Source organism: Psychrobacter sp. NG27 (genome assembly GCF_016106655.1).
GTDB lineage: Bacteria > Pseudomonadota > Gammaproteobacteria > Pseudomonadales > Moraxellaceae > Psychrobacter.
Window position 1 is genome coordinate 157,240 of the sequence record NZ_JADGIN010000006.1, and the last position, 13,503, is coordinate 170,742.

Annotated in this window: 13 protein-coding genes; 4 read left to right on the top strand and 9 right to left on the bottom strand. The window is 42.0% G+C overall.

The window, feature by feature from the left end:
* Nucleotides 1-211: 211 nt before the first annotated feature.
* On the top strand, nt 212-1,534 hold the full coding sequence (gene argA, locus IP485_RS10775) for an amino-acid N-acetyltransferase (protein ID WP_197177490.1): 1,323 nt from the start codon (nt 212-214) through the stop codon (nt 1,532-1,534).
* A 127-nt stretch (nt 1,535-1,661) separates the two neighbouring features.
* Here the strand turns inward: argA and IP485_RS10780 are convergent, their stop codons facing one another.
* A complete protein-coding gene (locus IP485_RS10780) occupies nt 1,662-2,393 on the bottom strand; it encodes an FKBP-type peptidyl-prolyl cis-trans isomerase (protein WP_194365076.1) in 732 nt (243 codons plus the stop codon).
* Nucleotides 2,394-2,888: 495 nt separating this feature from the next.
* Here IP485_RS10780 and IP485_RS10785 point away from each other — a divergent pair, with 495 nt between their 5' ends.
* Entirely contained in the window at nt 2,889-4,553 is a 1,665-nt protein-coding gene (locus tag IP485_RS10785; protein WP_198327224.1) for a mechanosensitive ion channel, read from the top strand.
* Between the two features lie 132 nt (nt 4,554-4,685).
* Here the strand turns inward: IP485_RS10785 and IP485_RS10790 are convergent, their stop codons facing one another.
* Nucleotides 4,686-6,113 carry a hypothetical protein gene (locus IP485_RS10790; protein WP_198327225.1) on the bottom strand — a complete coding sequence of 476 codons (1,428 nt, stop codon included), beginning with the start codon at nt 6,111-6,113 and terminating at the stop codon, nt 4,686-4,688.
* A 286-nt stretch (nt 6,114-6,399) separates the two neighbouring features.
* On the opposite strand from IP485_RS10790, the gene IP485_RS10795 reads away from it, so the two are divergent.
* A complete protein-coding gene (locus tag IP485_RS10795; RefSeq protein ID WP_198327226.1) occupies nt 6,400-7,182 on the top strand; it encodes an SDR family NAD(P)-dependent oxidoreductase in 783 nt (260 codons plus the stop codon).
* 171 nt (nt 7,183-7,353) lie between these two features.
* On the opposite strand, the gene IP485_RS10800 is transcribed toward IP485_RS10795, so the two are convergent.
* The 3 genes from IP485_RS10800 to IP485_RS10810 form a co-directional block, all read right to left on the bottom strand.
* The gene (locus IP485_RS10800) at nt 7,354-8,049 is read right to left on the bottom strand and encodes a lysophospholipid acyltransferase family protein (protein WP_227686519.1); all 696 of its coding nucleotides are present in this window, start codon (nt 8,047-8,049) and stop codon (nt 7,354-7,356) included.
* A 188-nt stretch (nt 8,050-8,237) separates the two neighbouring features.
* Complete coding sequence (gene parE / locus IP485_RS10805; RefSeq protein WP_198327227.1) at nt 8,238-10,124, bottom strand: DNA topoisomerase IV subunit B; 1,887 nt, start codon at nt 10,122-10,124, stop codon at nt 8,238-8,240.
* 110 nt (nt 10,125-10,234) lie between these two features.
* Nucleotides 10,235-10,867 (bottom strand): YqiA/YcfP family alpha/beta fold hydrolase, encoded by a 633-nt coding sequence (locus IP485_RS10810; RefSeq protein ID WP_198327228.1) that lies wholly within the window; start codon nt 10,865-10,867, stop codon nt 10,235-10,237.
* Nucleotides 10,868-11,055: 188 nt separating this feature from the next.
* On the opposite strand from IP485_RS10810, the gene IP485_RS10815 reads away from it, so the two are divergent.
* On the top strand, nt 11,056-11,316 hold the full coding sequence (locus tag IP485_RS10815; RefSeq protein WP_198327229.1) for a DUF1289 domain-containing protein: 261 nt from the start codon (nt 11,056-11,058) through the stop codon (nt 11,314-11,316).
* Between the two features lie 6 nt (nt 11,317-11,322).
* Here IP485_RS10815 and IP485_RS10820 read toward each other — a convergent pair whose 3' ends face one another.
* The 4 genes from IP485_RS10820 to IP485_RS10835 all read right to left on the bottom strand — a co-directional run bounded on the left by IP485_RS10820 (nt 11,323) and on the right by IP485_RS10835 (nt 13,322).
* Complete coding sequence (locus IP485_RS10820) at nt 11,323-11,979, bottom strand: hypothetical protein (RefSeq protein ID WP_198327230.1); 657 nt, start codon at nt 11,977-11,979, stop codon at nt 11,323-11,325.
* A 128-nt stretch (nt 11,980-12,107) separates the two neighbouring features.
* Entirely contained in the window at nt 12,108-12,212 is a 105-nt protein-coding gene (locus IP485_RS13990) for a hypothetical protein (RefSeq protein ID WP_198327231.1), read from the bottom strand.
* Between the two features lie 8 nt (nt 12,213-12,220).
* Entirely contained in the window at nt 12,221-12,871 is a 651-nt protein-coding gene (locus IP485_RS10830; protein ID WP_198327232.1) for a glutathione S-transferase family protein, read from the bottom strand.
* Between the two features lie 103 nt (nt 12,872-12,974).
* Nucleotides 12,975-13,322 (bottom strand): hypothetical protein, encoded by a 348-nt coding sequence (locus tag IP485_RS10835; RefSeq protein ID WP_198327233.1) that lies wholly within the window; start codon nt 13,320-13,322, stop codon nt 12,975-12,977.
* Nucleotides 13,323-13,503 lie beyond the last annotated feature (181 nt).

Sequence of the window (13,503 nt, forward strand, 5' to 3'; positions counted from 1 at the left end):
AAAGCAATAGCATTTAGCATAGCAAAAAGCATTTGTACGTACATTAACCCCGTGTTGAGGTTCTGTATATCATTAATCAACGTGACAAAACGCCAAACACAGCTGAAATAAAAGATAGCTCATAACCGCGTTTTTTGCTATGGTAAATCTTTAGCGTTAGGCATTTTTTTGCTGCGCCCTTTTTCTTATTCTAACGACTACTGCTCCCATTATGACTACTAGCTCCATGCCCCAGATTAACCCTGAATATGTCCATTGGTTCCGTAACTCTGCCCCATACATTAACACGCATCGAGGCAAAACTTTCGTGATCATGTTTGGCGGTGAAGCGGTCAATCATCCCAATTTCAGTACGCTGATTCATGATTTTGCCTTGCTACACAGTTTGGGTATCAAGCTGGTACTGGTGCATGGTGCCCGACCGCAAATCGAAAAAAACCTAAAAGACGCGGGTATTGACTCTCCGCTGCATCAAGACATTCGTATCACGCCGCGAGCAGCGATGCCTTCTATATTACAAGCAGTGGGTGCCATTCGTCTGCAAATTGAAGCACAGCTGTCGATGGGGCTTGCCAACTCACCAATGTATGGTTCACGTATCGATGCCATCTCAGGTAACTTTGTCACGGCTCGTCCTTATGGTATTCGTGAGGGTATTGATTATCAGATGACGGGTGAAGTTCGCTCTATCGATGTTGAAGCCATTAAAAATAACTTGATTCATGACCATATCGTGGTATTGGGCTCTATGGGCTATTCTGCAACTGGCGAGGTGTTTAATTTATTAGCGGAAGATGTTGCGCTAAATGCCGCCGTCGCCTTGGGTGCTGATAAGCTAATATTCTTGGGTGAAGAGGCTGGCATCAATGATGATGATCGTCTGTTACGTGAGATGATTCCAAATGAGGTTGATCGCTTCTTGCGTGACCGCGACTTAAATTGCGAGATTAACTATTTCTTAAACTGTGCAAGTTTGGCTTGCCGTCAAGGCGTCCATCGCACGCATATCATCTCATACGCCAAAAACGGTGCGTTGCTAGAAGAACTGTTCACGCGTGACGGCTCTGGTACGCTCATCAGTCATGACCCTTACGAAGAGATTCGCCGTGCCAATATCGATGATGTGGTTGGGCTTATTGAGCTGCTATCGCCTCTAGAGGAGCAAGGCATATTGGTCAGTCGTTCACGCGAACGCTTGGAGCAAGAGATTGATAATTACAGTGTCATCGAACGCGATGGTATGATTCTGGGCTGTGCTGCACTACATACCCTAGATTCAGAGTCAGCAGAAGTCGCCTGTGTTGCCGTACGTCCTGAGTATCGTAGTGGCAGTCGCGGCGCTGATTTGCTCGCGTTCTTAGAGCAACAAGCACGCAGTCATGGACTTTATAAGCTGTTTGTATTGACCACGCGTACCGCACATTGGTTTGTTGAGCAAGGCTTTGCTGAGGTTGACGCTAGCGCCCTGCCTGAGTCACGTCAAGAGCAGTATCATAACGGTCGCAACTCTAAAGTCTTCCAAAAAAACCTGTAGCAAATATGCAGTGACTGATGCTCATATTAGTCTAAATTATTAAAATATTTAGTCATAAAAAAGCCCTCTGATATCAGAGGGCTTTTTATTTTGATCAGCATCCTAATTTATGGATACCAATCGTGTCTTATTTTACTTTTAACAGCTCAACAGTAAAGATAAGCGTGCTGTTTGGCTCGATACCGGCATTACCCGCTTCGCCATAAGCGATGTCTGATGGGATATAGAACTCGTATTTGCCGCCCTCTTTCATCAACTGTAGACCTTCCGTCCAGCCAGCGATGACTTGGTTTAATGGGAACTCGATTGGCTCACCGCGCTCATAAGAGCTGTCAAATACCGTACCGTCGATCAATTTACCTTCGTAGTTTACTTCAACCACGTCAGTTGCTTTTGGAGATTTACCCGTACCTGCTGTGACGACCTTGTACTGTAGACCAGAAGCAGTCGTTTTAACGCCTTCTTTTTTAGCATTTTCTGCTAAGAATGCGGTACCAGCTGCTTTATTCTCTGTGGTTTTCTTTTCCATGTCTTTTACAAACTGCTCTTCTTGCTCTTTTTGATACGCCGTCAATACTTCTTGCATCTGCTCTTGAGTCAAAGCTGAATCCTTGCCTTCGTAACCATCACGGAAGCCTTTTTCAAAAGTGTTCAAGTCAAGATCTTTGACAGCTTCTTTATTACCTTCTGCCATCATAAACCCTAAGCTATAACCTACTTTTTCACTTGCTGGGCTCTGTTCAGTGATAGAAACGCTTTGAGCCGCCGCTTCTTGACTGCCGTTATTGGTGCTACAGCCTGTCATTAACAACATAGCACTCGCAAGAGCGCTAACGCTTAAAGTAGTGATTTTTTTCATAAAGTACTCTCTAATTGTAAGAATAGTGGCGAGATGTCACATTCTTCTATAATAACAAATCTTAGTTTTGGTAACTACGTTTTAGCTGAAATTATCAGGCCAATGTACAGTCTATGTTAATATTACCTGTCATAATAACAAGTTATCACACAAATATAGTGGCAGGTTAAGCTTTCTATCTTTAAATATACTGTGACATCAGCTAAGCTGTATCAGTTAGGGCGTTAAATAATCAACCATTGTCTCTTATTGGTGTCATATAGGGAATAGACACCTCATGTAAGGCACAGATAAGTATCACCGCGAATCTATATTCAAAAAATAGAAAGTATACCGATGCTTTGGATGACAAACGCTATTTAAAAATATAATATCTTTATGTAACATAATTTAAGAATACTATTTATAATAATCATCTATATATTTGTTTTGTCTAATTTTATCTGTACTTATGGTATTTTTAGCGACTTTTGTATGATGTTCAAGGAGGATAAGATGAACCCAATGTATACGTCTTTTAACGGTTATCTTGGTGGGCCTATCGGTTCTATCATTGGTGCTATTTTGATATTTATCATTGGTTGGCTAGTCGCACTGGGTATCGCAGCATTGGTACGCGGTGTCCTGTCTAAAGTCAATCTGAATCAACGCATGAACTCTTCAACTGGTAAAAATTACGATCTTGAGGGTATTATCTCTAAGATCGTTTTTTGGTTTATCTTCATCATTGCTATTTCAGGCGCGCTTAGCCAATTAAATTTAAACTCTATCTCAGCACCATTTGCAAATATGATTAATCAAGTATTGGCGTTCATCCCTAACCTTATCGGCGCTATCGCACTTGGTGTGATTGGTTGGGTCGTGGCTACTGTTGTGCGTACTGCCATCAATGCAGCCTTAGCCAAAACCTCTATGGATGAGCGTTTAAGTGCGCAGGCTGGCGTAAAACCTATGAGCAGCACGATCGCTGATATGGTTTACTGGTTCATCTTATTGGTTGTTTTGACCATGGTACTTGGTCAGCTAGAGCTTGATGGTTTGTTCGCGCCATTGACCAATATGGTCGACAAAATCTTTAGCTTTATTCCAAACATCTTGATCGCTGCCGTCGTATTCGTCGTCGGTTATATCATTGCTAAAGTGGTTCGCGGCATCGTGACCAACCTTGTTTCTACTTTTAATGTTCAAGAGCTTGCCTCAAAAGCAGGCTTGAGTGAAAAAAATAGCTTACCTAACATCGCAGGTTCACTCGCATTTTTAGTGGTTATTATTCCAACCATCATTGCTGCGTTGAATGCTCTAAAAGTCGAAGTTATTGCTCGTCCTGCGACCAATATGCTGAACAAAATCATGGAAGCATTGCCAAATATCTTTATGGCAGTGGCTATCTTGGTAGTGACTTTTTATGTGGTACGTATGGTTGCCAACATCATCAAAGGTCTGATCGAAAACACCCAAATTAATCAGTTACCAGCCAAAGTTGGCCTGCAAGACACGATGGGTACTCAAAAAGTATCTGATTTGGTCGGTCATGCGATCATCTTCTTTGCGATGCTATTTGCCGCTATTGCAGCTGCTGACTTATTAGGTTTCGAGCCTATCTCAGCGATTATCACCATGTTTATTGCATTTGGTGCCAATATCATCCTAGGTGCGATTATCCTGTTCATCGGCTTCTGGCTTGCCAACATCATCGCTGGTGTGGTTGAGCGCTCTGAGCAAGGTTCACAGTTCCTAGCAAACATCGTACGCGTATTGATCATGGGCTTAGTATTAGCCATGGGTCTAAAAGCCATGGGCATTGCAGACTCTATCGTTAACCTAGCGTTTGGCTTAACTTTGGGTGCAGTAGCTGTTGCCTTTGCTCTATCATTTGGTCTTGGTGGTCAAGAAGCAGCTGCACGCTTCCTACGTAAAATGCAGGACAAGATGGATCATGAGCGTACTGAAGCAAAAGCGAAATCTGCGCTACAGCCAAGCTCATCAACTCAAGAAAAAGTAGCCGATTCAGTTCGTGAAAACACGCCTGCTGCGACTGGCACTTCAACGACTGAGCTACGTACAGATATCATCGATACCCCTCGTGTCGATACCAATGACATCTACAATAGTGATGACGTATTGCCTGGTAGCGGTCTGAATGACGATATCAATAAATAAGTCTTAGCACTCTCTTATTCTTCTCAATAAAAAAGACAGCCTAGGCTGTCTTTTTTTGTGTGCGTAAGTAATAGTAATGCCCTTTTCTAATGTTCGATGTCATATCCTATCTACTGAAAGAGCTATCGATTATCAATTATCTTTTTTAGCAGGTATAGACAGATTCAAGCGCACTTGAGGCAGTTTCTCGGTTTGGCGCTGGGCTTCAAGTTTTTGATTAGATGACTGGTCTGGCGTTTGAGCGCTTGTCTGTTTTAACTGCTGAAGTTTCTTTGTCAGCTGTCGCTCTCTTTGCGTCATGGTGTCTACCGACTGAATCCACAGGTCAATATCCATAAAGGATTCTGTCCCCTCAGTAACGAAATCTATGCCAAGTACAACCACATGATGCAGCTCAATAATTGGTAGCCGAGTCGCCACATCCTGTGCGATTTTAGCCAGATTTGGCTGAATAGCGCCTTTACTATGCTGAGCAGCTGAGTCTTGACCATAGAATATCATCACATAATGCCGACCCAGGCTTTCATAAGAGTGCTGATGTACCACGTAGCCCTTATTTCGCAGCACCTCGTTCTGTTTGGGATATCGATACAGCGTCCGAACCAGTTCATGACGCGAAAACAAAGACTCATCTAATAACTGCTGCTGCCAGCGAGAAAGTGGTATGTCTAGCTGGTCTTCATTACTGGCTTTTTGCTTTTCACCATAACTCTCTATCATTTGCATACTTAACTGAGACCATAGCGTTGCTGCCTGCTCCATATGCCGATGATACATCTGCGCTGTTTTACTTTGATTCTTATAAGCAAGTGCCATGGCAATCAGTGCTGAATTAGGTTCATCCTGCGCTTCATTTTTGATCAACGCATTGTCTACTTCGATAGCAGAGGTAAACAGGTCAGGGCTTTGAAGAAACTGCGTGACTAGCATCTCTTCTGACTCAAAACTTGGTATATAGCTGGTAGCCGACTGCTTTAGCTGCTCTAAATGGTAGGCTAAAAAACGCCATAACTCACAAGGGGTTTGTACTGCTGCCGCGATAGAGTGCCAATCTTGCCAGCTAAATACTTGTAGCTGCTGCATGCTCTCATTGATGTCTACAACTAAGTCCTCTAGGAAGTAACGAGCACCGAAGTAATGGTTCAGTCGCTGCGGGACATTGGGTGTTTTGACCTCATTATTATCGTGAGCAACATTATTGCCGCCTCCTACGAGCTGAATATCAAAAACCAAAGCATCATAGCTTACTGAATGACTGTCTTTGTTCTGAGACAGCGACGCTTTATACCACGCAAGTGCTGACTTTACCGCAATCATACGGACAGCATTGATGTCAGCTGACGCCGTATCAAATGGCAAATATAGTGTCAGCTCCAACAACTGTAACGTACCAAGTGGTAACTCATATTGATATTGACGAGCGATATACTGAGCATTGTATTCATACTCGAGTGTCTGCATACCCGCCAAGGTCACTGCTATCACATCTGATTGTAAGTAACAGCTAAGCTCAGTAGTAAGATAGCCCCAGTCGGGCGTTGTAGTAATCGAATGGGACACAAGTTCCAACCTCTTATTGTCGTAGGGTATATATCGCAAATGACAGCTCATGATAGTATCAAGATGATTATCGAGCTTTACAAATACGTTAGTGATGCAAAATTATGCTACATAAGCACTATCAGAGACAGTCGCTTTCAAAGCGATCACTTGTTATGATGATATCAAATCGGTATTGCCTGTGCGCCAATTTATAAGTTAATAGGTGCACGTGACTGCATGTCTCGAACTATCCGTATTTATCACATTTTTCAAAATCATTATATAATAACAAGGATTGAATATTATGAAGCGTTTTAAAGAAAAAACAGTCATTGTAACGGGTGCAGGCTCTGGTATTGGCCGCGCCACTGCCATTCGATTTGCAGAGGAAGGTGCTAGTGTGGTTTTGGTCGGCCGCACTGCTGAGACACTAGAGGAGACAGCAAAAGAGTTTCCACAAGATCGTACTTGGATTCACACGGATAACTACTTCATTATCACCTGTGATATTAGCGTACAAAGCCAAGTTCAGGAGATGATGAAACGCGTCATAGAAAAATTTGAACACATTGATATTTTGGTCAATAATGCCGGTAAAGCAACGCAAGGTAAAATCACAGACCTCTCTGCTGAAGACTGGCAGTCAGCGCTTGACGTCAATTTAAGCGGTACTTTTTATGTCTGCCAAGCCGCCATGCCACACCTAATTGCAACCAAAGGTAATATCGTCAACGTCTCATCACTCTCAGGGATGGGCGGTGACTGGAACATGGCTGCCTATAATGCCGCCAAAGCAGGTGTTACTAATTTGACACGTACTCTGGCACTAGATCATGGCGCTGATGGTGTGCGAGTCAATGCCGTGAATCCAAGTGTCACAAAAACCAATATGACCACTACCATTCAAGATGATGATGCTAAGAGAGATAAGTTTTTAAGCCGTTGTCCACTTGGGCGACTGGCGACACCAGAAGATATTGCTGCCGCGATTACCTTCTTAGCAAGCGATGACGCGTATATGATTACTGGTGTGAATTTGCCTGTCGATGGCGGAGTCAGTGCCTCTAACGGGCAACCACAGTTTTAGTATTTTCTGATTTTTAAGGCGACAGATATAGAAGTCTTATCGTTAGAAAAAGCCCCTAATAATTTAATATTAGGGGCTTTTTTATTGCCATAACCAAACTATATAAATTTAGTGCTACTGTCTTGATTGGCAACATTTACTAACCTTATTACCAATAACTCTGTCATCAATTTATTCAGCGGCATTATTAATATCTTGTAGCGGCTGCGACAAGCGCTCAGGATAGCGTGGTATCACACCGCGATATTGAGCATAGATTTTTGGTAAGTCTGCCTCGATATCACCGCTTGGGTAGACCAGTGGCATAAAGCGAATTTCTTTGGTGTTATAGTCCATCGCAACTGGCAAAATAGGCACGCCAGCACCGACTGCTAAATAATAAAAGCCCGTCTTCCAGCTTTCAGTATATTGCCGTGTACCTTCTGGTGCTAATCCTAAAAATAAAGGCTGACCCGTTTTGAATTTATCAATACTGGCCTGCAATACCGAGCCTTTATCAGTGCGATTGATTGGGATAACTCCCATCCAATACAACAGCTGCGACAATACTGGTAATTTAAACAACGTGTGCTTTGCCATGATACTGATTTTTAAATCCAGCGCAAATAGGCTAGGAATTGCATAAACGCCATCGATATTGGAGGTATGTGGCAGCGCCAACACCACAGCTTGTGAGATATTGGGAATCTCACCAACCGTACGCCATCCTGCTGTTTTTAATATCCATGAGCCAATAATAGGCGAGAATTTGTTGCCACGTCTAGGGACATTGTCGCCCAGCTGTTTTCTGCTGAGATTTGGCAGCACTTTTGAGCGAGCAGCTTTAGACACATCAGACTTAGAACGATTAAAAAGCTTTGGAATCATGACAATACAATATAATGAAAGGTACTGACATAATACCATTAAGCCTGTGTGGCTAGGCTGAATTTTGCGTGCTTTTATTATGGTTTCAATCACTTAACTATAAATATAAGTAATGATAGTTGTCGCTAACCATTCATATATGTTCCTTAAAAAGTATCGCTCAAGCAATACTATTGATGGAATAGTATTTATGAAATATCAGCCAAATCGCCTTTGCTCTCAAGCCACGACTTACGATCGGCCGCACGTTTTTTAGCCAATAACATATCCATTACGCTGTTGGTCAATACCATATCATCCATATCTAGCTGTACCAATCGACGCGTATCACGGCTCATGGTGGTCTCACGTAACTGCTCCGCACTCATCTCACCCAATCCTTTAAATCGGGTGATTTGCGCTTTCTTATTGCCCGGCACATTGGCTAAGATATGTGCAAGCTCAGGCTCATCTAGCGCATAATGCACCTCTTTACCGACATCAACTCGGTACAATGGTGGCATGGCGACAAATAAATGACCGGCATCGACCAATGCAGGAAAATGCTTCACAAACAATGCACAGATCAGCGTCGCAATATGCAAACCATCAGAATCCGCATCCGCTAAGATACAGACTTTATCATAGCGCAGCTCAGACAAATCATCAGAAGCAGGATCGACACCGATAGCGATAGCGATATCATGAATCTCTTGGCTTGACAGTACCGTATCTGATGACACCTCCCATGTATTGAGAATCTTACCACGTAGAGGCAATATCGCCTGATAATGACGATCACGTGCTTGCTTGGCACTACCGCCAGCAGAATCACCCTCTACTAGGAACAGCTCTGCACCATCACGCAAATCCCCACGACAGTCTGCCAATTTACCCGGCAATGCTGGCCCTTGCGTGATTTTTTTACGCGCGACTTTCTTGGCTGATTTTAGACGACGTCCTGCTTTGTTAATCGCTAGCTCTGCGATTTGCGTGCCCATATCAGCATGTTGATTTAGCCATAGACTAAAAGCATCTTTTGCCAAAGTCTGTACGGCTCCAGCAGCTTCGCGACTAGACAAACGCTCCTTGGTTTGTCCAGAAAACTGCGGTTCAGAAAACTTGAGTGACAGGATATAATTCACCCCGTCCCACACGTCTTCTGCTGTTAGTTTTACACTACGCGGTAGTAAATTATGAATATCACAAAACTCACGCAACGCTTCTAAGATGCCCGTTCGGAGGCCATTGACGTGCGTACCACCCTGAGCCGTCGGAATTAGATTCACGTAACTTTCTTGAATGGGTGTACCGCCATCAGGTAACCAAGACAGTGCAAACGTAATACCCGCTCGCTCGCCGCTTTTGGCCTCATAGTTATAATAGAACGGCGCTTCAGGCAAGGTCTCAAGACCATCTAATTGCTCGCTTAGATATTCAACCACACCATCAGTGAACTGCCATATCACCTTTTCATCATTGATATCATCGGTAAATTCGATCGTCAATCCTGCGGCTAACACGGCTTTCGCTTTTAAGGTGTGCTTGAGCTGTTTGACATTGAACTTAGGCGTATCAAAAAAGCTACCATCTGCCCAAAAATGCACTTTTGTACCGCGTTTGCGTTTATTTGAACTGACCGCTTCAGTTAACGGCGTGACTGGTGCCCCATTTTCAAACGCCATGTCAAACTGTGTACTATCACGCCATACGGTTACGTCAACGCGTGTTGATAGCGCATTGACGACAGAGATACCCACGCCATGCAGACCACCCGACACCTCATAATTAGAGGTCGAAAACTTACCACCTGCATGCAAACGGGTCAGGATAATCTCAATGCCTGACTGATTAAATTCAGGATGAATATCTGTTGGCATACCGCGGCCATCATCTTCGACAGATAATGACCCATCTGCATATAACTGTACTTTGATGGTTTTGGCATAACCTGCCAATGCCTCATCAACCGAGTTATCAATGACTTCTTGCGCCAAATGGTTTGGGCGCGTGGTATCGGTATACATGCCAGGGCGACGACGTACTGGCTCAAGTCCTTCTAAAACTTCTAACGACTGCGCATTATATTGACTCACAAATGCATCCTTAACTATTCATGTGCGTTTAATTCTATTAAACCATTATAACGAAAAATAGCGACGGTAACGTCAATACTCAGTCGCTCACGTCATATAATGTCGTCTATTTAAGGCTGTAGCAAACGTTGTAGCGTATCAATGACGATAGGCAGCTGCACATCGAAATCACTAAACCTATGATCTCCACCTTCTTGCAAAGTCACCCGTGCATCAAGCCCTCTATAAAAATCTCTTGATAAGTACGGATTCAAAAGCTCATCACCCTCTTTAATAAAGACCGCCATTTTATCAGGGTAATTAATTGATCCTAAAGGATGCGCTGCAAACCATTGCAAATCTGCATGAGTAATATCCCAACCACCCGCTGTTGTATGTAGAATCTCATTGTTTAACGCTTTATCTTCCCCACTAGCTGTTGAAGACGATTCACTAGCAAAGCGTTGCAACGTGATATGCGGCTGCGTACTGGGATTTAACAGTAAAGCCGCACAGCCTGTATGATTGCTCACTAGGGTAGAAAAGTAGCCCCCTAACGAGCTACCTATCAATACCGTTTCAGCATCTCTATTTAATTGAGTGACCAACTTGACTAGCTGCTCAAACACTTGCTCCGGAGCGCTATTTAGATCAGGGCGATATACGCTGATATCAGGGTGATACTGCTGACAATATGTTTCTAACAGTAATCCTTTAGTAGAATTGGCATCACTGTCTAGTCCATGAATATAAATAATGTTCACGTATCATCTCACTTATTAATTTTGTTATGATTATCTTATATAGGCGATCAAAGCTAAGCATAGCAGCCGTTGCACAAAAATAATAATAATAAAGTGGCACACTATTGGTCAGTATTTGCGACATAATAATATTGTCATCGTAATTTTATGCAGGTCAAGGAAATGACAGCAGTCATTATGGAGGAGCCATGAACCAACAGTTTGAGCTGTTAGAGATTGCCAACCCATGTATTGGTATTTGTCAAAGCAATAAAAAAGGCTATTGCTTTGGTTGCCTACGAAGTCGACCTGAACGTCAATTATGGCATGACATGACGACTGAACAGCGTCGCGAGGTGCTACGACTAGTCTCTGGACGTAAGCTGCGCATCGAACAGATGAGGCAACGCAAAGGTGAGCAGTTGGGATTTGATTTTGAGGAAGAAATTGAGATGGGTGAATTGTTTTAATATATTTTACTTAGCACGTCCTATAATATCTTTTATTATATCTGATTCACTATAACCTTTAGCCCAGTCCCACCCTGTGAAAATAGACCAAAGAAATCCACAAAGCGACTTTATATCATCATACTCTCTTTCTGTTGACTCCATTCTCGCAATAAGCTGCGAAAGCCTATTAAGAAATTCAAATACTTCGGGATCGTTCAAGTTTATAGAGTTACGCGTATACCTTATTTCTTCATTTAACATTTGAAGATAGTATATAACCTCTCTAAGATAGTATTCACTGTCCTGAAGAGAGTTCGCTACAGCACCCCAACGATTTTCTCCATTTTTATTTTCTTTTTTAAAATAACGTCGAAATTCAGTTAGGTTAAGAAGTTCTTCTTTATCAGAATGTTCTTGAGAATTGCTAATTATTAAAAAGGTATTAATACATGATATTTTGAACTGCAAGTACTGACTCTTAAGTGATTCATGCAACATTTTTCTACGTTTATATTCAGGCATGTATACTACAAGAAAATAAAAAATCGAACTGACTACAAAGCCTACACTCAAAGAGTTAATCATACTTCCGTAGCCGATGCTATCTACAGTCGTTATTCCGATAGCCAAAAATATCAACGTGAGAAAAATTAATAGTATGGTCAATTTTTTATCTAGCATCTACATTACTCTTTGGTAGGATTTGGTCTTAATTTAAACAGAAAAAATAATTGTTCATAATTACAAATAAAAGAGAAAGACAATCTATTCTTGAATTAACTAAATATTTTACTCTGAGAGTTTACAAGTTAAATGCTCAAAATATCATTAATGTTCTGGGCACTTAGATTCCATGGTTTACCAATATTGCTCCACTTTGATAGCATGCTCTTATAGATGCCAATCATTGGCATATGGCTATTTAGATTATCATTATTTTAAATGGAGTCAGATCTACCTCTTCAAATTTACATACTGCTTTTATACTAGGGTTTTCGCTTAATCGCTTTAGATACACTGCCAAGTTAGTATAGTCCATCGGTGATTTCTCTAATACCAATGACCACTCCGCCAACATAAATAAGAAATAGTCACATGCCGATAGTTTTTCACCAAGCAAGAAATCATTAGAATCAAGCTGATTGTCTATGATAGACAATGCCTCTCCAATACGATCATCTTGAGCAGATATAATATTGGGTATATTGCTCTCGTCATTGGTGTGGCGATGTGGATAATAACGAACTATCAGTTCCGCTTGTAATGTGTTGTTTAAGAATGCGAGCCACTGAAAAAACAATGGTCGTTTAGGGTCACCAATTGCTGGTATCAACTCATACTCTGGATACGATTCACAAATATGAATACAAATGGCGGGGCTTTCAAAAATTGGCTGCTCGTCATCAACCAGCGTTGGAATACGCCCAGCAGGATTTAGCTTCAGATAGTCAGCTGATTTGTGAGTGTTACCCTCTCTTTCAACCAATACTAACTCATAATCCGCTTTCACATGATGAAGTAAAAAATGTGGCGCTAAACTCGCATTGTTTGGATAATAGTAAAGTTTAAACAAAACAGACTCCATTCTAGAGTTGACTAATATCTAACGTTGGCTCATGTCGTTAGCCATTTTTTATCTTATTAGTTGATGATGATCATAACAATATTTTGATGGACTAGCCTTCCATCTGCCACTTATCATCTACCCAAACTGCGTCACTATCGTCCAAATGCACATGCCACTCTGCATCAGCGACTGCCAATCGGATTTCAGTCAAACATTGTAGCCAATGATTAATGCTATACATCAAAACCTCTACATCCATGCTAGATGGCATTTTTGTAGCGCCTGCTAATATGACCTCTGACTCACTATCATCATAGGCATAAAGATCAAAAGACTCCGCCTCTTCTGCATACTCAAAGGTGTCATTATACTTATCAACTATAAGCGTAATATCCTCTTGCTCCTGCTCAGTTAAAAGTGTCATACGCTCAGCTGTATAGTAAAGTGAAACGCCCATAATAGTTCCCTAAAGGTAAGAATAATGATAAATAATATCATACTGGCACTTTTTTGCAGCCAAAGAAAAGCCCCCTACGCTAACGCGAAGGGGGCTTTTACTTTAGAATAGAGAGCTGACGATGACCTACTCTCACATGGACGAATCCACACTACCATTGGCGCAACGATGTTTCACTTCT